Annotated in this window: 11 protein-coding genes; 6 read left to right on the forward strand and 5 right to left on the reverse strand. The window is 61.5% G+C overall.

Annotation, left to right across the window (positions count from 1 at the left end):
- Positions 1–16 precede the first annotated feature (16 nt).
- A complete protein-coding gene (locus JJC00_RS00780) occupies positions 17–766 on the reverse strand; it encodes an E2/UBC family protein (RefSeq protein WP_200470897.1) in 750 nt (249 codons plus the stop codon).
- A 100-nt stretch (positions 767–866) separates the two neighbouring features.
- Between JJC00_RS00780 and JJC00_RS00785 the strand changes: the two genes are divergently transcribed.
- From JJC00_RS00785 to JJC00_RS00810, 6 genes are read left to right on the forward strand one after another with little or no spacing between them, the layout of a single operon-like run.
- Positions 867–1,889 carry a helix-turn-helix transcriptional regulator gene (locus JJC00_RS00785; protein ID WP_200470898.1) on the forward strand — a complete coding sequence of 341 codons (1,023 nt, stop codon included), beginning with the start codon at positions 867–869 and terminating at the stop codon, positions 1,887–1,889.
- 51 nt (positions 1,890–1,940) lie between these two features.
- Positions 1,941–5,264, forward strand: a complete 3,324-nt coding sequence (locus tag JJC00_RS00790; protein ID WP_200470899.1) for a TM0106 family RecB-like putative nuclease — start codon at positions 1,941–1,943, stop codon at positions 5,262–5,264.
- Between the two features lie 27 nt (positions 5,265–5,291).
- Entirely contained in the window at positions 5,292–6,605 is a 1,314-nt protein-coding gene (locus JJC00_RS00795) for a hypothetical protein (protein ID WP_200470900.1), read from the forward strand.
- Complete coding sequence (locus JJC00_RS00800; protein WP_200470901.1) at positions 6,602–8,647, forward strand: hypothetical protein; 2,046 nt, start codon at positions 6,602–6,604, stop codon at positions 8,645–8,647. Before JJC00_RS00795 ends, JJC00_RS00800 begins: the two co-directional genes overlap by 4 nt.
- On the forward strand, positions 8,644–11,493 hold the full coding sequence (locus tag JJC00_RS00805) for a DEAD/DEAH box helicase (RefSeq protein ID WP_200470902.1): 2,850 nt from the start codon (positions 8,644–8,646) through the stop codon (positions 11,491–11,493). The genes JJC00_RS00800 and JJC00_RS00805 overlap by 4 nt, the downstream gene beginning before the upstream one ends.
- Before the next feature lie 8 nt (positions 11,494–11,501).
- Complete coding sequence (locus tag JJC00_RS00810) at positions 11,502–11,672, forward strand: hypothetical protein (RefSeq protein WP_200470903.1); 171 nt, start codon at positions 11,502–11,504, stop codon at positions 11,670–11,672.
- Between the two features lie 156 nt (positions 11,673–11,828).
- Here the strand turns inward: JJC00_RS00810 and JJC00_RS00815 are convergent, their stop codons facing one another.
- Genes JJC00_RS00815 through JJC00_RS00830 form a run of 4 tightly spaced genes read right to left on the reverse strand, consistent with a single transcriptional unit; the run spans position 11,829 to position 21,474 of the window.
- Positions 11,829–12,380: a very short patch repair endonuclease gene (locus tag JJC00_RS00815; protein ID WP_200470904.1), complete on the reverse strand. Its 552-nt coding sequence runs from the start codon at positions 12,378–12,380 to the stop codon at positions 11,829–11,831.
- Positions 12,381–12,383: 3 nt separating this feature from the next.
- Positions 12,384–17,855, reverse strand: a complete 5,472-nt coding sequence (locus JJC00_RS00820) for an ATP-binding protein (RefSeq protein WP_200470905.1) — start codon at positions 17,853–17,855, stop codon at positions 12,384–12,386.
- Positions 17,852–19,375: a hypothetical protein gene (locus JJC00_RS00825; RefSeq protein ID WP_200470906.1), complete on the reverse strand. Its 1,524-nt coding sequence runs from the start codon at positions 19,373–19,375 to the stop codon at positions 17,852–17,854. The genes JJC00_RS00820 and JJC00_RS00825 overlap by 4 nt, the downstream gene beginning before the upstream one ends.
- On the reverse strand, positions 19,372–21,474 hold the full coding sequence (locus JJC00_RS00830) for a hypothetical protein (protein ID WP_200470907.1): 2,103 nt from the start codon (positions 21,472–21,474) through the stop codon (positions 19,372–19,374). The genes JJC00_RS00825 and JJC00_RS00830 overlap by 4 nt, the downstream gene beginning before the upstream one ends.
- Positions 21,475–21,482 lie beyond the last annotated feature (8 nt).

The following is a 21,482-nucleotide window of genomic DNA, read 5'->3' on the forward strand; positions in this document are numbered from 1 at the left end:
AAGGTGTGACTCCGCTTCATTGCCCAACCTCACGGTGCAAAGATTCATCGACGAGAGTGAGGTGCGTCGCCAGCGTGTCGCGCGCCGGGTCCCACTGGCGGTGGCGCGACCAACGCTGAAACGTCAAGCCGATGACCGTCTCGATCTGCTGGGTCTGCGGGATCGCCGCGCCCGAGGAAAGCGCGAGCGGCGGATGGCAGTAAAACATGTCGAGCTGGGCGCCAGGGTAGCTGACCGGCACCTCGATGCCGATGGTGGCCGTCGCAACCTGATACCCCGGCGGAAGCGGATAGTTGCGGATGATCAGCCAGCGGCGGCCGGCATCGACCAGGGTTTCCCACTCGAAGCCGAGGCGATCGAGGAGCGCCTCATCCTGCGGCACCATCGCGAAAGCAACGCGACGCTGACCACACATCTCGCCGTTGTTGATCTGCCGCGGGGTAAGGCGGAGTTTCTCGATGCCCTTGTGGCGCAGGTCGATAACAAAGGAGAGATCCACCTCCCGCTTCGGCTCGCCCGCCACCTTGAGCACGATAATCCACGGCGTATCAGGATTGAAGCCGGCTCGCTGGATCGCTTCCCGGACGACAATCTCGGGCTTCCGCGGCTCGATGATGACGCCTTGAACATTGAGCTTCCACACCTCGTGATGCGGATGATGATGCTCGTGCTCGCCATGGTAATGATCGCCATGGCTCCCCTCGTGAGGGTGGCGATTCGGCTCTTCACCTTCGCCGTGCGAATGGGGATCGTTTTCGTGGCTCATTGTATTCTCCGTATCTATTTGTTTTAACGTTGTTTTTGGTCGAGATGACCGCGAGCATGTACTTTGCTACCGTGCTGCGTCAGATTTGGACGCACACGCGATGCGCTACGACGGGACACGGAACATCCTGGAATTGGCGCGCGCCCTGGCGAGCAGCGCCGAGGGCCTGACGCTGGACGAGATGTGCCAGGTGACGGGATGCGAGCGCCGCACCGTTGAGCGCATGCGGGACACCATCCGCACGGTGTTCCCGCAAATGGAAGAAATCCCGGATCACCCGACGAAGCGTTTCCATATCCCGAAGGGGCTCGATGGCTTCTTTCAGGACCCGACGACGGAAGAGTTGAGCGACCTTGGCGTCGTTGTAGCCGAGCTAAGCGAATCCGGCGCGACCGCGCGCGCTACGTCGCTCGCCGGGCTTGAGAAGAAAATCCGTGCGGCGATGCGGCACGGGCGCCGCCGCGCCACAGAGACCGACGTTGAGGCTTTGCTGCGCGCCGAACGCATCGCGGTACAGGCGGGACCACGGCCGACGGAGAACCCGGCCGTCCTTATGATACTTCGCCGTGCGCTCCTGGAGATGAAACGGTTGCGCTTCATCTATCACGGTGGCTCAAAGCCGGGAGCTTCGCGCGACGTCGTGCCTTACGGCATCATTTTTGGCCGCATGAATTACCTGATCGGCGCGGATGCCGGCGCGACCAAGCCGAAGCACTGGCGGCTCGACCGGATCGAACGGCTCGAATGCCTCGACGAGGCTGCGACGCCTCCGGCGGAATTCGACCTTGCGGCGTTCGGCAACACGTCCTTCGCCTATTTCGAGGGCGAGCAGGAAGACGTCGTCTTGCACGTCCTCCCCGGCGGCATGGAAGATTTCAAGAACCACCGCTTTCATGCGAGCCAGACCGTCGAAGCGCATCCCGAAGGCGGCGTCATCGTGCGTTTCCGCGCGAGCGGCATGCTAGAGTTGGCGTGGCATCTCTTCACCTGGGGCAACAAGATCGAGATCGTCGAGCCGGTCTCGTTACGCCAGCAGATCACCACCGAATTGCGCGCCGCGCTGGCGCATCACGAAGAACCTTTGCGTTTCACCTACGTCCTTGACTCGAAAAAAGCATCCTAGCCGAAGGCCTACGTCCAATTTTGTCGTACCCCATTCCTATTGTTTGGCATTATGCATCCGCTTTCCGCCTCACGCCTCAATGATTATCTCGGCTGTCCGCATCAGGCCGCCCTCTGGCTTGCCGGCATCAAGCCAGCCGAGGACGCAGATGCGACCCTGCAACTCATTCGCGACAAAGGATTCGAACATGAGGCCGCCGTGCTGGCGCGGCTTGAAGGGCTTTTTGGTCCCGCCGAGCGCATCCCTTCGCGCGGCAGTCTCGCCGACCGGACCCGCCTGACGCGGGAAGCCATCGCGCGCGGCGCGAAACTGATCTATCAGGCCGCACTGACCAAGGATGCGTGGCTCGGCTATCCCGATTTTCTGGTGCGCAACGGTGACCCCGGCGCGACCACCTTCGAGCCCGAGGACGCGAAGCTTTCGCGGTCGGCCAAAGGCGAATACGTGCTGCAACTCGGAATCTATGCCGAATTGCTGGAAGAGCTTTTCGGCATCCCCGTGCAAGGTGGCGTGATCCACGTCGCGGCCGGCGAACCGGAGCCTTTCGATCTGCGGCGCACGCGATTTATTCTCCGGCGGCTGATGCGCAGCTTCGAACGCTTCGCCGCCGACGAGAAACGCGCCACTAAACCGCAACCGTGCGCTGCCTGCGCGCAATGTGACTACAAGGCGCGCTGCGAGTCCGAGTGGCGCGAGGCCGACAGCCCGTTCTTCGTGGCAGGCGTCAGCGGGGCTCAGGTCGCCAAGCTCGGGGCGGCCGGCGTTACCACGCTCGCGCAATTGGCGGCGTTGCCCACGAGCGCCAAAGTTGATGGCATGAGCGCGGAAACGCTGACGAAATTGTCGGCGCAGGCCCGACTTCAAGGCGCTGCCCGGACGAGCGGCCAACACAATTTCGAACTCTTGCCCTACGCCCGGGGGCGCGGCTTCGCGATGCTCCCGGCTCCCGACGACGGCGATCTCTATTTTGACATGGAGGGCGATCCTCTCGCAGGCGAAGGGCTTGAATATCTCTTCGGCGTCTACGGCCGTTTGAACGGCGAACGCGAGCCGACTTTCCGGCCGATCTGGGCGCATAATCCCGCCGAGGAGAAGCTGGCGTTTGAAAATCTGATGCGCCTCTTGCTCGAACAAATGCGGCACCATCCCAACTCGCACATCTATCACTACGCCGCCTACGAGACGACCGCCCTCAAGCGGCTCGCCATGCGTTACGCAACGATGGAGGCAGAGCTTGATCAGCTCCTGCGCGAACGCCGTTTCGTCGATCTCTATCGGGTCGTGGTGCAGGCGTTACGCGCATCGACCGAGAGCTACTCGATCAAAGACCTGGAGGCCCTTTATTGGCGCGAGCGCAGCGGCGAGGTCCGCACTGCGTCCGATAGCATAGTCCAATATGAGCGCTGGTGCCTCACGAAGGACAACGCCATCCTCGATTCAATTGCCGCCTACAACAAGGACGATTGCGTTTCGACGGCGCAGCTGCATGCCTGGCTTGAGAAGCTGCGCCCGGCCGGCGTCAATCTTGAGATTGTCGACGATACGGCCGGCGAGAAGCGCGAGCAGTCGGCGGAGCGCGCCCAGCTTGAAGCCCGCAAGCAAGCTCTCGCAGCCGCCGTTCGGGCCTCTCCGCACGGCGATGCGGGCGTGCGCGACCTTATTGCCGAGCTGTTGTGGTTCCACCAGCGGTCGCAGAAGCCCGGCTGGTGGGCGCTGTTCGAACGGCAGGCCTGGTCCGAGGACGAACTCGTCGACGACGCTGAAAGCCTCGGCGGGCTTCAACGTGACACCTCGGCGGCGCCGGTGCCGGTCAAGCGGTCATTCGACACGGCGTTCGTCTTTCCGCCGCAGGACACCAAGCTCAAGGTTGGCGACACGCCACGTGTTGCCGAAACTCTCGGCAACGCCGGCACCATCGTTGACATTTCCGCGGAGGATGGCCGCGTCGTGCTTCGCCGTGGCGCCAAAGCTCCGGCCATGCCGGAGCGTTTCAGCCTCGTTCCCGCGCCGATCAATCTGCAGGGCGTCCCGGATGCCGTGCAGGCGTTTGCCGGTCGCTTCTCCAGCGGGGCAAACCAGATCGATCAGGCGTTACTCGATATGCTGATGCGCCGCGCGCCGCGTCTAAGGGGCCGGACGGCCGGATTGCCGATCCGCGCCGCGGACGAGCCTATGACCGAGGCCGTGATCCGTGCCGTTACCGACCTCGACCATAGCTATCTCTTCATCCAAGGGCCGCCCGGAACGGGCAAGACCTATACGGCCGCGCAGACGATCGTCGCGTTGCTCCGGGCTGGCAAGCGCGTCGGCGTTTCGTCGAATTCACATAAGGCGATCAATAAGCTGCTTGCGGAGGTTGACGCGCGCGCCGCCGAGGCACACTTCCGTTTCAGCGGCGCCAAGAAGGGCAATGACGGCAAACCCGAGACGGAATACGACAGCCCCAATATCGTCACGGTCATCAATTCGGAGGACGTGACGCGGCAGCACCGCCTTGTCGGCGGGACGGTGTTTCATTTCTGCCGCGACGATCAGCGTGCAACGTATGACTATTTGTTTGTCGATGAGGCAGGACAGGTATCGCTCGGCAATATTGTGGCGATGGGAGCCGCCGCAGCCAACGTCGTGCTGGTCGGCGATCAGATGCAGCTTCCCCAGCCCGTACAGGGCGTGCATCCGGGCGAAACAGGCCTCTCAAGCCTTGAGTACCTTCTGGCGGACCGGGCAACCGTGCCGGAGGATCGCGGCATCCTTTTGAACGAGAGCCGCCGCCTGCATCCGGATCTTTGCAAGTTCATCTCCGAGGCGATCTATGACGGGCGCCTCGACGCGCACCCATCGACGGCAGCGAGGTATCTGCGGCTGCACGATGGAGCGCACAGCGCGCTTCGGCCGGCGGGACTTTCTTTCGTTCCAATTGCGCATGACGGTTGCACGCAGTCGAGCCGTGCCGAAGCCGAAGCGATTGCGCAGCTTGTTCAAGACTTGCTGACCCAGGAAGTCGTTCGGGATGGCAGGGCATCGCCGCTTAGGCTTGAGGATATTCTGATTGTCGCCCCCTATAATCTGCAAGTGAACCTGATGAAGCAGCTATTGCCACCGGGTGCCCAGGTCGGCACGGTCGACAAGTTTCAGGGGCAGGAGGCCGCCATTGTAATCGTCTCGATGACCACATCGAAAGGCGTCGAGGCGCCGCGCGGCACCGAATTTCTATTCAATCCCAACCGCTTCAACGTGGCCGTCAGCCGCGCGCAATGTCTCGCCGTCGTTATTCATGGCGGCCGCCTACTTGAAGGCGCGTGGACGAAGATCGACGACCTTCGCCGCCTGAATCTGTTTGCCCACGCCGAGTCCGTCGCGCTGCACCGGCCCTGAGTCATTGCTTTTAAGTTGGAAAATATGTTGAGAGCACCTTTCAGTTCCGAGTTTGATCCCTCCGAGGAAGCCGAAGGTAGTTCCGACCCTCTCGGACTGTTCCCCGGCTACGAACGCCTCGCCGACCGTTTGCTGCCGGCCGTGACCGTACGGATGGGCCATCCGCGCTTTGTAACGGCAATCGCGATCGGCGCACGCATCTGCGACGATTGGGACGCCGACGCGATTGCTGCGGACGGCCTAACGCCTCCCTGGCTTGTGTGGGAATGGTTTGTCGTCGAGGCGTTTGTGCGCGCGGAGGAGTCACCCTCGGCGACGTCCGGCGTACCCGGCATTCAGAAGGTTCGGCGAGCCCTACGCAACCAACGCCCCGTATGTGCGACCGCCTATCTCAAGACTCCCAATGCGTTTGGCTTCACCGGCGTGTTTCGCCGTCTCGCCCGCGGCATCGGGATCATTACCGACGATGGAACGCTCGACGACGGGGGGTACGAATTGGTTTCCGCGTGGGCAAAGGATCAAGGGCTCGACGGATTCCTTGATCGGTCTGGCGGCGCCGGGCCTGCGTTTCGCGAGCGGCTTCGGCGCGCGGTCGCTCAAGGGATGGAGAAGGGACACACCACGTACCAGTCTGGAGACTTTTGGCGCGAGCTCGCCAGCCGACTCGATCCGATAGCGCCCGGCCGCCGAGAAAAAACGATCCTGGCCCAACGCATTCTGTCCCGCGCCGGCCAAGCCGAGATGATCGCGCACATGAAGGACGCGCTGATTGCGCGAGGCGGCGTGATCGGGCGCGACCATGAGGCGCCTTTTCTCCGCAGGCTGAGCCGAAAGGCTCCGGCCGAGCTTCGACAATTGCTCACCGCGATCGACGCTTATGAAACGTTCGGGCGTGCGATCACCGATGCGTTCGATGGTTTGCGCTATTGTGCATCTAGCAATGGCGGCGCGCCGGTGGACGCTCAGAGCTTTGCCGTGACGAAGCCCGCCAAATCCGCTCTCGCGCTGCTGGCGCCGAGCCTCGCGCGTGTTCGCTCCCACCCAACGCTGCTGGAATGGGAGCGTGACCAGAAGGGCATCGCACAAGCGGTCGAACGGTTCGATGGCGTTCGAACCGCCGCCGACCTCTTTGAGGCAATCCTCCATCATCATGAGCAGGTTCAGCGCGAGAAACCCCCGCATGGGAAACGCACCTGGTTCGAGCGCGGCACGCGCGGACGGGTAGCCTTGCGTGCCGGCTATACCGTGCATGAACCGCCCTCCGGTAAGGGCGGCTATGTTCACGAATATCGTGTTCCGACCTTTTCCGGATTTCTATCTGACCTCGGAGTCCTCCGATGAGCGGCCGTCGTTCGTCGACCTCCGATCAAACGCGTGCGCGCCTGCTCGATCTGTGGACCGGCGAGGAAGCTTTTGGCCGACCGGTCGGCTGCGTCACGACAAGCTTTACGTTCGATTCCGAACTTTTCGAGGAACAGTGCCTCGCGCGCTTCTTGTCGATTCAGAGCAATCCCAATGAAACCGCGAAAGCCTATCTCATCGAACGGGAGGAAAAACTTGCACAATGCTTTGCCTGCGTTCTCGTCGATAGCGCACATGCCGCAGCCAACCGCAGCTTGCGCTGGCACATGTTGCCGGTCAGAGTACCGGGCGGCGGCGTGCTGCATGCCAAGCTGACGTTACTTGTGTGGGAGAACTTCATCCGGATTCTGATCGGGTCCGCCAACCTGACTGAGCCCGCTTACCGCCGCAATCAGGAGGTCATGGCCGCTCTCGATTTCGGTGAGCAGGGAAATTCGCCACCCGAATTGCTGAGCGAGTGTGTCGCGTTCCTCCATCGCGTGCGAAGGTTCGCTCCTGGGTTCGACCGTGCCGATGTTGGGCCGCAGGCCGCTTTGGCCAGCTTCCTCGCGTCAGTTGAGCGACGGGCTCGCTCTTTGCCACCCGCCGACCGTGACGATGCCGAATGCGCGCTGATTCCCCTCGTTCCCGGCGGCGACACGGTGGTTCAACAACTCAACGCCCGATGGGTTGGACCACGGCCGGATCGGGCATGGGTCTTGAGCCCGTTTTTCGACGAGGACGCTCGCGTTGGAGCTACCGCCGCGGCTTTTGCGGGCATTCTCACCACGCGCGGCAAACGCTCTTTGAGTTTTGTCGGACCCGGACGGACCTTGCCGGACGGCACCGTGCAGATTGATGCACCGGCCGCGCTCAAGGAGTCGTCGCATCCATCCCTACGGCATGCGTTTGCGATCGTTGAACAGAGCATCGAAATCGAAGGCAAACAGGAGGACCGGCCTCTTCACGCGAAATCCGTCTGGCTGGAGAAGGACGACCGCGCGCTCTACATGCTTGGATCGAGCAACTTCACGGCCGCAGGCCTTGGCCTCCACCCTCGGCACAATATCGAATTGAACCTTGCCTACATCATCCGGGATCGAGGGTCGCGCTTCGGAAAACTCTGTGCGCAGTCATGGCCGCAGGAGCATGAACTCGACGACATCGAGGGCGTCCACTTTCTCGGCGGATCGCCCGACTCGGCTGATGACGCGGACGCGCCTCCCTTGCCGGCCGCGTTCGGTCTGGCCCTCTTCTGCCTGGACGAGCGGGGCGCACGCCTCGAACTCGAGATCGCGGCTGACGCGCCGCCCGTCTTTTCCGTTCTCTCCAAGGAGCACGGTGCATTCCTGGACAGTCAGGGCTGGGTTCGCAGCGGAAGCCCCCATAGCGTCGTTCTTCCGTGGGACACCAAACGACCTCCCAGCTCGCTCGACGTCCGCTGGCAAGACGATGCAAAAAACGAATGGAGCGCGCCATGGGTCGTCAATGTTGCCGATATGTCGGTCTTGCCGCCCCCCGACGAACTCGGAAGCCTTTCGCTTTCGGAACTGATCGACATTCTCACTTCCGCCCGGCCACTTCATGAAGTTGTCCTTCGTATTCTTCAGCGCCGAGAAAGCCAGAAGCCATCCGGAGCAACTCTTGAGGTCGACCCGCACAAAAAGGTGGACACCAGTCAATTCTTGCTGCGCCGCATGCGGCGCGTTGCCCAGGCGCTGGAAGGCATGCGTGAGCGCCTACAGCAGCCCGTAAGCTCACTCGACGCCCTCCGCTGGCGCTTGCGGGGACCAATCGGGCCTGTTGCCTTGGCAAAGAGGCTCTCGGCCGAAGACCCGGACGGGGCCGCGTTCATGATCGCCGAGGTCGCCGCCACACTACGCAGCATCGCATGGAATTCTTTGGGGACACTCCGTCGCGATGCCATCGATCCGGAGGTTATCGAAATCACGCGCTCATTGCAGGACCTCGCCCGTCAAGCGCCCGCGCCGCCCAGTCTGGCCTCATACGTCACAGCCGTGTTTGAGGAACTGCTATCGTGACCTGGCCCATCGATATCGGCGATCTCGGCGACCGACTTGATCTCAGAAACGATCGCGTCAGCAATTCCGATGCGCTTCGGCAGCAGCGAACGATCGCCGAAATTCTGCGCCGGCTCGGCAATCAGCCGGGCATCGTGCTGGCCGATGAAGTGGGCATGGGAAAGACATTTGTCGCTCTCGGCGTCGCCATGCTCGCCGCTCTCGCTGATCGCGGAAGGCGGCCCGTCGTCATTATGGTGCCTTCATCGCTCCACGAAAAATGGCCCCGCGATTTTGCCGTGTTCGCGGAGCGCGCGATTAAACGCTCGGGCGAGAAGGGGCTTCGCGCCGTCCCTGTTGCGTCCGCGTTGGACTTTTTTCGACTCATCGATAACGGCGCGACGAGCCGACCTCAGATCATCTTTCTCAAGCACGGCGCCTTCCATGTGCAGAATATCGACCAGTGGGTGCGACTCGCACTGATCAAGCGGGCAATCGGCGGCATGCACCTGGGCGAAAGACGAGACGCGCTGCCTCGCTTTGCCGCAGCCTTGCTGCGCACCAAGTCCTCCTACAATGATCCGAATCTCTTCGCCAAGCTGCTGCGCGTTTCGAACCGGGAATGGCGCCATGTCATCAACGACCACTACCGGGACCGCACCGAACTTCAGCTCACCCACACGCCGATTCCCGACGCTATCCAAAGAGTGCTCGACTCGAGCGATATCGACATCGCCGCCTTGCGTAACTGCTTGCGGGAGTTGCCGGCCCGGGAATCCGTTTCGATCGAGGACCGCCTGGAGCGCGCGCGCCGTGCGGTCAACGATGCGCTGCGAACGATGTGGCCATCGACTCTCGCGAAAGCCCGGTTTCGTTCACCGCTTCTGATTCTCGACGAAGCTCATCATCTGAAAAACCCGGCGACCCGTCTGGCGTCGCTGTTCGTTACCGATGACGCGCGGGAGGACGCCGGCACGATTACAGGCGCGTTGGATGGTTCGTTCGAGCGGATGATGTTCTTGACGGCCACACCGTTTCAACTCGGCCACCATGAATTGCTGAACGTGATTGGTCGTTTTCGAGGCATCGCCTGGAAAACGTTGTCCCGATGCACCAAGGAGCAGTTTGAGGCGGAACTGGCATCGCTCGGCAAGACACTGGACCGTGCGCAGCACCGCGCGGCCGAACTCGACAAGCGTTGGTCTTCGCTTCATCGGAAGGATCTCGTCGACATAAGAGGCCGAGAACTGTCCGTCGAAGATTGGTGGGAACGCACCGCCGCCAGTACCGAAGACCGACCTGAACGCATTCAGATGGTCATGCGATCCTTCCAGCAAGCGCGGGAAGCCATGAATGAAGCCGAGGTGCCGCTGCGCACGTGGGTTATCCGGCATTTGCGCGATCCGCTGCTTCCGGGCGCTAACGTACCGCGGCGTTCGCGCCGGATCGGCCGGGCTATTTCTCTAACAGCCGACGGCGATGGTGGCCTGCCGGTCGGAGATGGCGCTTTGCTCCCCTTCCTGCTTGCCGCACGCGCCCAGGCCGTGGTGATGCGTGAAGGGATCCAAGCCGGACGAGCCACGTTTGCGGAAGGTTTGGCGTCGAGTTACGAAGCCTTCCTTGAGACGCGCCGCAACGGATCGTCCTGCGAAGATGAAGAAGCGGAGGCAAAGGCCGCTTCATCCGATCAGCTCGTGAATCGCTACGTCGCGAAGCTGGCGGCTGCGCTTCCCGACGAGGCCGCCTATGCGCAGCATCCGAAGATCGCTCCGTTAGTCGCGCGGGTTCTCGATCTTTGGCGGCACCGCGAGAAGGTGGTGGTCTTCTGCCACTACCGCGAGACCGGCCGAGCGATCGTAAGGCACCTTTCCGCCGCACTAGAGCGACAGCTTTGGAGCGACGCCGCACAGAGGTTTGAGCTGGAGCATGAAAGCGTTCGAAAAGCCGTGACCGATTTTGGGGCGCGCTTCGACAGGGACGGGGGTATGCGTCAGCCTTTAAACGACGAGCTGGCCCGCCGCCTTGCGCCTTACGTCGAATTGAGCAACGACGAGCAGGAGCGGATACACGACGTCGTCCGCCGCTTCGTCCGGACGCCGCTGTTCGTCGCCCGCTATTTCGACATTCGCGAGCGCTCAGGCGAATCCACGTTGCAGGAGGCATTCGATACCCGCGACTTGTCAGGCATCACCCTCGGGGAGAAGATTGATACCTTTTTGAAGTTCATTGCTCGGCGGTGCTCGCCGCTTGAGCGCCATGATTATCTCGTCGCTTTAAGCCGAATGCAGCCCGGGATTCGCGGGGAGACACAGCGCGAGAACGACGATGATTTGAGCCAGATGAAGGGTGTCAATGTGATGCCCAACATTCGGCTCGCGAACGGCCTCGTGAAGCAGGAAACACGGCAACGACTAATGCTCGCGTTCAACACCCCGTTCTTTCCGGAAGTCCTCGTCGCCTCAAGCGTTCTCGCCGAAGGTGTCGATCTCCACCTAAGCTGCCGCCATGTGATCCATCATGATTTGAGCTGGAACCCCAGCACCCTTGAGCAACGGACCGGCCGTGTCGATCGGATCGGCGCCATAGCCGAGACCGTCGGCAAACCGATTGAGGTGTTCCTTCCGTATGTGGGAGGTACACAGGACGAAAAGCAATTTCGCGTCGTCATGGATCGGGAGCGCTGGTTCCAGGTATTAATGGGCGCCGACTACCGAACCGACGAGCCCTTCACGGAAAAGGCTGCGGAGCGAATACCGCTGCCGGCTGCCGCCGCAAAGGCTCTGGCATTCGACCTATCCGTCAAATCGGACTTTGACGCCAAAACCGACGAACAATTGCCAATCGTTACTCCTCTTTCCATCCTGTGAGCTGCCCCATGCCTCGCATCACGTTACGTCCCAGCTTTTCGAAAGACCTCGACGGTTTGCGCCGCTCCTCGCGCAAGCACTACCAACGAGCGTGCGAGATCCTCATGGAGTTCCAGCGCGACATCGAACCGTCGGCCCAGCGCCGCGCCGAAACGCGGATCGTGATGATCGCGGACTGACCCTGCTCCTGTGCAGCGACGGCCTCACCGACATGGTCACCAGCGAGGTCATCGGCAGCACTTTGAGTACAACCCACCTGAGCCTTCAACTTCGAAACGAGAAAGTTGACGTACATCCAGCCTCCTTCTCCGCCGCGGGCATCGCCTTGAGCAGTCCTACTTAATATTGGCCGAGGCCGAAGTCGGAATGCGCCGCGCATGGCGGCGGCCTTTTTGCTTCTGGACGGAAGCCCGCCTATGAGCCTGTCGAAACCGAAAATCTTTCGACCTAACTTTTTCTATGTCCGGCTCACGCCTGATATCGGCTGCTAACGTTTCCGCTCTTAAGTTGGCCCGCGTCTTCGACTGAAGGTCGCACTCCCATACCACGAAAACGTGCCATCCTTGGGCTAGCAACGCATCTTGGACCTGTGCATCTCGCGCGACGTTTCGGTCAAACTTATCCGTCCAGAACTGCGTGTTGCTCTTCGGCGTAGAGGCAACCTTGCAGCCCTCGTGTCGATGCCAGAAGCAACCGTGAACAAATACGACTGTGCGATGCTTTGGAAAAACCAAGTCGGGTTTGCCGGGAAGGCCCTTCTTGTGAAGCACGTAGCGAAGGCCCAAACGGTGGAGCGCCCTTCGGAGAGTGACCTCCGGCGCGGTGTCGTTAGATCGGATTCGCGCCATTCTAGCGGAGCGCTCCGCGGGCGAGAGGAAGTCGGCCATATCCTAGCCCTTGGCCCTGTTCGCCATCAGTTCGTAGAAAGGCAGGCCCTTGATCGCCTGACCCGCGACGTCGAAAGACTTGTAGAGACAATGATGGTTGGGCAAGACTTTGATCCGCTCTGCAATTTCGCCTGCGGAGCTCGCCAGACCCAACGCACTTAGTTCTGCAGCCGTCACGTTGGGAACCTTGTGCACGAACCAAGTCAACAGCGGTTCCCTGTAATCGGTTGCGTTTACTTTGAAATGCCGGAGGTATTGTGAGGCGAGAATTACACCACAGCCGAATTCTCGCCCCTGCAGGAGCAACTTGCGAAGGACGTCAAACTCATAGCGCATGATGTTATCAGCTTCGTCGACCAGCAAATAAGAGTCGATGGCGCGAAGTTGGGGGCTCGTTCCAACGAACGGTCGCTTCGGCGTCCGGAGCATGCTCTCGTAAAACATGTTCAGCATTACGGCGACGAGCATGTTTTTGCTTCGGTCGTCCTGGCCTAGTGCATCAAGCGAAATTACCACCGCGCCATCAAGGAAGTCGGCGAATGGCTTCGTCTTTGCCGGATCGGGCTCAAAGATCTCCATGTCCACCAAGTCGTCGATGATCGACATCGGGGAATCCGATTTGCCATCCAACAGGTCAGCATATGCGGCATGGACGTCATAAATAGTCGGGGCTCGCGCAGCATGATTTTCGTAGGCGTTTCTCACGGCGCGCTTCAGCTTATCCCGCTGGACCGGCCCGATCCCTGAATAGATCTTGTCGAGCACGTCGGCAAAGAACCGGAAACGGTCGAGCCAAGGCACCATCGACTCTTCCATCCCAGTCGTATCGAAAAGATTGAGTGGAAGATGATAAGGCTTCACCACCCTCGCCCCAGTGGCCTTGACGAAGTCGTCGCTGCTGTAGTCGCGCTTGTAGTCGAAAATCAGAATGCGGGGCTTTATCCCCCTGTTACTCGGTCCAGAAGAAGTGATCTGGAAGACCAGGGATTTTAAGAGTTGGGTTTTTCCTGTGCCGAGATCTCCGACCACGCCCATGTTGAGCTGATTGAGCCTCGTATCGGATAGCAGTAGCGAAACGTCACGGTGCTCGAACCCGTCGACCGTCATGCCGAGCGCGAGCTCCACGCCACTCCCGACGACATCGGCTTGCGGATGGGGAGGCATCTCCTCAGCGATAAGCTCAGGCGTCGCGTCGGGCGAAGCAGCGTCAGCGCCCACCTCGGCGGGGTTGGGATCGGCAAGGATGATCGGTTCGGCGACAAGTTCCGATGGACCGCCTATGGCCGTGTCGGCAGCCTCGTCCGCATGGCCCGCGCTCTTTGCTCCCATCGACCAATCTGCAACCTTTGCCCGGACACTATCGTAAAAGGCCTGCGCGTCTCCCGCGACAATCCGTCCGGCGTCGCGGGCCCCAATGACCATGGTTTCCTCAAAACCGTCGCCATCGCGATCCGTCGCATCGCTTATTGGGTTGTCATCGACGACTATGAGGCGACCGCGGCCGTCGACAGTAACGTTCTGGTTCGCGCCGAGGACTGCGCGGGCGATCCTCTCGTGGAATCCAGCCCAGTCCGCCGAGGCGCCGGCCAGATCCTGATGTGCACTGTATACCCTCATTCCGAAGCCGATGATCGAGAGCAGAAGATGCTGGTAGACGAGACGCCAAGCCGACAGGGCCTCCTCTTCCTTCGCCAGTGTGCAGAGCAGATCCGCCAATGACCTTGCCTGCCCGAGGGCATCCTTGACATCGGCTGTCGGGAACACAGAGCCAAGTCGGCACTTCACCTCGATTGGAGTCAAGTGGATGCGAGTGTTCTCGGAGCCCAAGGTGATACCAACAACCAGTAGGTCCGGTCGCGCCAAAGTCGCGTCGGGCCGATCCTTGCTCAACGCTCGCGATAGGTCATCAAGATATCCCCGGAATGGATCGACCGGGATCACCAAGGAGATAGTTGGTTGGTCGCTACTCCCACCGATCACGGGCAACAGGCTATTGGCGCTTGATCCTAGTCGGAACCGATCCTGCAGCAGACGGGCGGCAACGAAAAGACCAAGATCGCCTGTCGCTCCCGTATCGTCGCCGGCGAGTCCGCGAATCGTCGGGATTCCGCGGCGTGCAACTTCAAGGAGGATGTCTTCCACGCGTGCATCGTCCAAGGCTTCACAACTGGGCAGACGAGATAGCACCTTCCTGAGGCCGTCGCGGTCCGAGGCCTTTACTCGTGAGAGCAAGTAATAGCCGTTGGTGTCCCCGGCGCGGTGCGAATAGGAGGGGAGGTCGTAGTCCCAAAGGTACGATTGCGGGAGCCAGCCTCCAAGAAAGCACGCCGGGTCCACAGCAGACGACGAAACGGCTACGAAATCGGTCTTTTTCTCCTCGAGCATATCGCCGATTGCGTGGACGTTTGGGGCGAAGCGAAGACCCGCCAACTGGTCGCCCGTGTTCTCCAGGGCCCCAATGCAGGCGGCGACCTTGTCTGCTAGTGGATCGCCCGAAGTGCCTGCGGGTCGCGCCTGCCGCGATTCGCTCAAGAAAAAACCTGGAAGCTGGCGGCGCACCCTATGACGGATGAGCCCCCCTGCCCCCAGGGCAGACAGTGACGGCGTTTCCGAAACTTCCGGCTCGGATGAGTCGAGCTGTGCGATAATGCCCAGGTCCAGGCCCGTCCCTCCCTGGTGGCCGGAGAACCACCTGACATGATTCCGGGTGTCCTCCGAGAGGTTGGCGATCGTTGCTTCGTCCGGCCTCGCCGCCTCCGTTCTGGTGTCGAATACGTCAAGGCGCCGGGGACCAGATGCGTGGCGCCGGGCCAGCTTGCCTCCTTCAGCGTAGCGGGCGCCTGACCAAGCAACGAGGCCTTCGTTGCAGGAATCGGTCGCGCCGCCTGCGCTAGTAACAACGACGCTTATGACTGGCTTGGCGCAGAGCACGTTCGAGACGTCGTCCAGCGCGCGCTCGACCTGGCTCGCACTAAAGCCCGTGGAAATTCCACCAACCGAAAGGCCAAGCGCCGGCCCGAAAGGCGCGTGCTTGGATCTCTCGGGCAAAGTGCGCAAGCGCATCCCGTTCCAGAGCACCGACCAGTAGTCAGAGTTTGACTCGACGGCCACGAACGGCACGTGCTCAATTCCCTCGGGAGAGACAACCGGCATTCGCAGGATATCCGGCACCATGCCAGGATCGAGCACGCCTACGGCCGGGCAAGGCCGACCACTTGAGGCCGATGCCTCCAGCACGCCTTGGGCCACGGCATGCCAAGCCAAGCGCAAGGGATGCAGGGGCGAAAGAAGGATAGCGTCAGGCACGCGAGACAATGTGCGACCGCCCGGCTCAAGCGACGCTATCGCGACGACATCGGACCACGTCGCCACCTCGGGGCTCGCCTTCAGCCACGCTGCGTAGGCATCGAGGTATTGCTCAATGAGCTCCGGAAAGGATTCGTGGCGGCCCAACCACTCTCCCAGCGGGGCAGCTTCAACGAGGCCAGATTGATCGTCTGGCCCTCGGATTAGGGCGGCAATCGCTCGCCGCGCGTCGACGAAGGCGCTGGGCGGATCAAAGTGGCTTGCCGGTGGGCGCGGATCCTGGAGAAACCGGCCAGCAGACAAAATACGTCCGGTATCCTCCCCCCACTTCGGTTGCACCCACTGCTCGCCGTAGTCTTCAGCGAGAACAAGTGGCAGGTGGGATAGAGAGACATCCTCGTCCTGGAGCATCCATCCCTGCAAGCTGCTCGTCCGTGCGCTCCGATTCAGCTGCACAACCGGCTTCGAACCCAGCTGATCGACATGTCTGCGGTTCAGCTTGATCAACCGCTCGAACTCGCTTCTGCAGCCATCCTCGACAACGTCTTCGCAAGAAAGGAATACGCGGCACGTCTCAGAAGCGACCTTCCCGTTTGGCAAGGTGCGATCGAACGCGATGTCGACCTGATACGAGCCGTCGGCCTCAACCTCGAGCTGATGGAGGCCCGGCCGGATCTCCTTTAGCGAAAGCTCTTGGGAGCCGTCGCCGCCATTGTCATCGCCGCCCGCTGTCCCGCTCGCACGGTCGCCAAGCGTTAAGCCGGGCGAAACAAATACCAGCAGCTCGTATCGACCAGACCCCGGAAGCGAGACACTGGTCTCCCAGTTCGCGCCTCGCGTTCGCCTAGCGGGCGCTTTTGGCGCTGCGATTTTCCTAGCGAGCCGGCACGCCACAAAGATGCCAGGAAGCCAAGTTGCCAGCGATATCACCTTTACAGAACCCGGCCTGTGGTTCTCAGCGCTGGCCTTGTACTGTATGGGCGACCGGTGCTGGGGGGGAGCAGCGTCCGTGAATTCGGCCTCGCCTTGAACGTCGATGGCGCCAGGAAATCCGCCCGCGTTTTTACCGGGCGAGCGCTCGACTGTCACCGCAATAGGTTCCTCGCCATCCACTCCTGCTCGGATGGCGAATTGGACCTCGGCCTCCACCAGCAATGGGACTCCCTTCGAGGCCGGCAACAAAGGATTGAGGCACTCCAGCCGGATGTCACCCGTAATCTCTGGTTCGTCGCTTAGTAGTTCGGCCCATAGCTCGGTCGTCAGGCCCAGCCACCAGACCGGCGGATCAACGAGGCTCAGGCCTACAGCTGGTGCGTAGAATGCTTCCGGGGCTCGCTCTAGAGCCGTGGCAACGTCACACGTCGACCGAATGTGCTGGAGGAAGGCTTCAAGTAACGGCTTTTGGTCTGCCGTTGCTGCGTCGATCGCAGTTGCGAGCCCAGACCTGAAGCCATCGGACAGCGCCGCAGCAACGCCATCGAGACTAGCGTGCTGCTCGCTTGACGAAAGCTTGTTGTCAGACATTGGCGGCACGCCGCAGGCGAGGCTGATACCACGCGAAGGAGTCAGGAGGGAGTCGCTGACTGCGAATATACGGGACATAAGCCGCCACGCGGCTTGACGACTATCCTTGTCCTGGTCAACGTCGTCGACCGCTCGCATAGCGCGTTGCACAAGCTCGGCAGCGCTGTCCCACTGTTCGGCTGAGGCGCCAGCCGCCGTGAGGGACGCGGTAACCGCGCGCTGAACAAAGGTGTCCGCCCACCACTCGTCGAATGGCACGTTGGCGCCGTTGCTCGTCCCGGAGACGCCGAATTCGTCAGTCGTCGATGATACCGACCGGATCGCGTGTTGCCGAGGTGGGACTAAGGCAAGGTAACTTGAAGCGGTTGGCGAATTCCGCAAATCCAGTAAATGAGTTTCGTCGCATCGCCCGGAGGCCCCGATCGGTGGATTAGCGGCGCCGGGCTCGTGCTTCGCGACTTGAAGGAGGATCGGCAACCCGAGGCTATTGGTTTGGCCCGTGAGAAGGTCGTAAACTTCGCTAAGGATTTCCAGCGGAGGTCCGTGAAAGATCAGCCTCGACTCGCCGCCGCTGACGCCCCCGGCGAATGTTTCAACTACGCGTGACCGAATCTCGTCGGAAAGCCAGACAGCGAGCTTGCTCATCGCGCCCCACCCGTGTGGTCCTGTCGAACTACAGCAAATGGCGGAACCAGAAGCATTCCGCTCTCCGCGTCGGGACTATCTAGCACGAGGCCTAACATGCGTAACTGGTGGCCCAAGTCGTTTTGAGCAATGTCGCGATGGTCCACGGCAATCCCGTAGGCGGCCATATGCTGGGCAAGCCTATGCACGGATCGAGGGCCAGCAAGGCCCGCCAGCGAACAGTGTACCAAGGCAAGCACAGCCACCGGACCGGGAGCGCATACCCATGGACTCGACTTTGCCGCTCCTCGTTTGCGCAAGACATAGCCTTGGTCATAACCGCGCAAGATTGGGTTCGCGGCCTGACGCTGGTAGAGAACGTGCCGCCCGAACTCCATGAGATTCGCTCCCACGCCCTTGCGACATAGAAGCGCCCGAGCCTCCCTATCGGCAAGATCGTCAACCAGGCTCATGACCTCGAGCAGCTTCGGCCGATTTTCACCGACGTGACGGCAAAAGGCGCCTAGGTCGTCAGCAGAGGAAAGTTTCCCCGCGTAGGCTACGCCTGCCTCCTCAAGGCTCCAGAGCACGGCATTCATTCCGAGGCGTGAGCGTAGGTACTTCGAGGTACGGTCCTTAAGCTCCGAAACCGCACCGGTGCCGTAACTGAGGTAGCTCAGCACGCGAGGGTAAAACAGCCTCCGGGAATCATCTGGGACCGTCTGGCCGTCCATCGAAAGCTGCACGCGGTCCCAAGTCATCTTCTGCACTTCGCAGAGCCACGCCACATGCGCCACGGCCGCGACCCGCACCAGGGCTTCCAGGAGGCTTGTCCACTGGCGGCGCGTCATCAGAGGCTTTGCGGCAACGACCGCGTCAAGGTCCCGAACGAACTGCCGCGCTGGAAATGCATACCCTTCGAATTCGTCTGGCGGGAGGGACTCCACGTCATTCGCATCGGGTAGCACGCATCCCGGGCCCCACGTGATCCCGGTCCAAGCGGAAAGCTCATCCCGGAGAAAGCGGGCAAAAACGTCGTCATCGTCGTGCACCATTAGTGCATCGAACAGGCTCTCCCAACGTGCTTTCGCAGCCTCGTCACTGATGGAGCCAAGCCAAACCATCCTGCGGACAAGAGCGCCAGCCGGCCACGGATTGCCGGCTAGGCGCGCAGACCCGGAGAATGACGCCGTCTCTCCCACGAGCGGCGTCACCTGCACGAAGCGCTTCGTCGATTGGTTGGGAAGCTTGGGGCTCTCGAGTACATCGTGCAAGAGCGCATGGAGTGCATCACCTTCCAGCGATGCGCCGTCAGGTTTAGTCCGCCTGTCGCGCCGGATGCCGATGGTGCGATCGAGGTCCCTTCCCTTGATAGGGACCATTCCCTCGCTGAGTCCATTCAGTCCTATCGTTCGATAAAGGCCCGCAACGAGGACTTCAGAATTGGCATATTCCGGCGCCGGAGTGACTGAAAGCGCCGCTGCCTTGTACAGCGGATGAGACTTCGCCCATGGCGAGGCCTTGAATTCCGCAAGGCTCATCGACGTCCACCGCGCTTCCCGACCTCGAACCGGCCCCTGTATCGTTCGACAGTGACTGTTTCCCCCAGGATGATAGTCGGCCGCTCGCGCACATCACGATCACGGACGATCGAACCAGCTATCCGAGCCCTAGTCGTGTCCAGAAGGGCAAGTACGCTGCGCGGGAGCGAAGCTGGGGACAGCCCATTGTCGAGGTCGGTCACGGCCTTGAAGAGATCATAGGTCAGGGCGATCGGTTGCGGTGTTGACCCAACTTCCACGTCTAGGAAGCAGATCGACGGCCGCGGACGTCCTATGTGGGCCACGTCGCGCGGGAAGACACGCCGGCGTGACACCACCAGCGTCGCTCGGCGGCGAGACGGCGGCAGGGGCTGGCCAAACGTCGTCGTCAGCGAGACATTGAAGTCGTGGTCGTCGTTGAGGAGATCCTCGACCTGATTCGCGATCTCCCGGAGGTCGTGGCCCTGTCCATCTGCGTCAGCGACAACGCGCTTGAAGGCGTCCAAAGTCGCCGCATCGGGCACTGCAGCGTTTCTTGCGCCCACGCTGCGGCGCGTTATCCTGCAAGCAAAGTCCCTCACGGCGCGTTGGATGCGATTGGCCGCGGCTGGCCGTTTGAGCCGCAGTCGCGGAATAGCGAGGAGCTCATCAAGGCCAGCAAGCCGCTCAAGCAGCATCCGCTCGTTGTGCGACAACGCCCGGCAGCCCACCGCATAATCCAAGCCTTCGCGAACGGACCTGCTGAACCTGGAGTCGAACTCAGCCAGTCGAACCGAGCCGCCCCATAGTGTCACTTCGGCATCCGGCGATGACATTGCGGGATCCAGCAGTTCCACGAAGGCGTCTAGCGATGCGGCAATAGTCGCCGGGACGTAGCCTGTTATCCGTGACTGCAAAAAGTAGTGCAATCCCATTGCCGTGTTGTCTTCCTGCAATCCGAGTTCGCGGATGTCCTGGAGCAAGGAGGATGCAAGGCCGCGGTCCCAGCGATGGAAAAGTGCTTGCTGGTATTGCGCGGACACCAGCCAAAACAACGCCGCCGATGTGTCCCTCTTCGGCCGTCCTCGCAATTGGGCCTGCTTGTCGCCTTCGACCATGCTCGCGGCCCATTCACACGGTTCAACGGAAGCACCGCGGTGTCCAGTCCCGTTACCGGCCAACAGGTAGGAAGTCAGGGAAAAGAGATCCCGAAAAGCCCAACGTTTACTGGTCCCAAGTTCGAACCAACGCAGCATACGGAGAAAAGACTCCGTCTCCCTCCGTCCGGCCAGTACCTTTCGGCTGCCGCAGAAAGGACAGGCGTTGCCAGCCTGACAATCCCCGCCTTCTCGCCACCGTGCCGGGTCGAGAGCCCGGCCTAGTATCGCCGCCGCGGGCGCATCTTCGCCCCTGTCGGTTGGCTCGACCAACGACTCCGCGTCCATGGGCCATGCTGCGATTACCGGGTATTCTTCCAGAGGCCAGCACGATGGCGCGTCAGGTGCGAGGCTCACCGCGCGCACAACCGCCTCAAGCAGATCCTGCGAACTGCTGAGCCCGGTGTCGATCGAGTGAATCAACGCGTCGTCGAGCACCCCGCGATTCACACAGCAGATGTATGCCCCCGTCGGCGACCGCAGCGCCGCTTCCAATTCCTCCACGAGCAAGACCGCGGGGCTGCGACTGCCTTGCCCTCCGACCGATGCGTCTTGCACCACCTCGATGCGAAGATTTCGCGCCGGCCGGCTTGCGGCGCCGGCGTCCACCGCGACAAGCCGCGGAACAGCTTTGCCCTCGGGCGGGTGATAGGATTTGGCCAACTCCTCAATGAGAGCCCCATCGCAATCGAGAGCCTCGTCGAGTTCCCCGATTGTTGCCTCTACAGCCTCGGTCTTTCCGTTGCCCGGTCCGCCGACTAGCAGCACCACACGGGGCGCTGCCTTGTCTGCTACCGCAATGCGTCGTGCCCAATCTCGAAGCCGGGTGAGAAGATTTGTCTCGAATACGGCTTTGCCTGGACGCCCGCTGCTCGGGTCGAACAGCCGCCGCACGCCACCCCCGCGGTGGCCTGCCCAGTCGAGGAGGCCCACTGGATAGAACGCCGAGCTCTCGTGCTCCACGGACTTAT

The sequence above is a fragment of the Bradyrhizobium diazoefficiens genome, from assembly GCF_016616885.1.
Classification (GTDB): domain Bacteria; phylum Pseudomonadota; class Alphaproteobacteria; order Rhizobiales; family Xanthobacteraceae; genus Bradyrhizobium; species Bradyrhizobium diazoefficiens_F.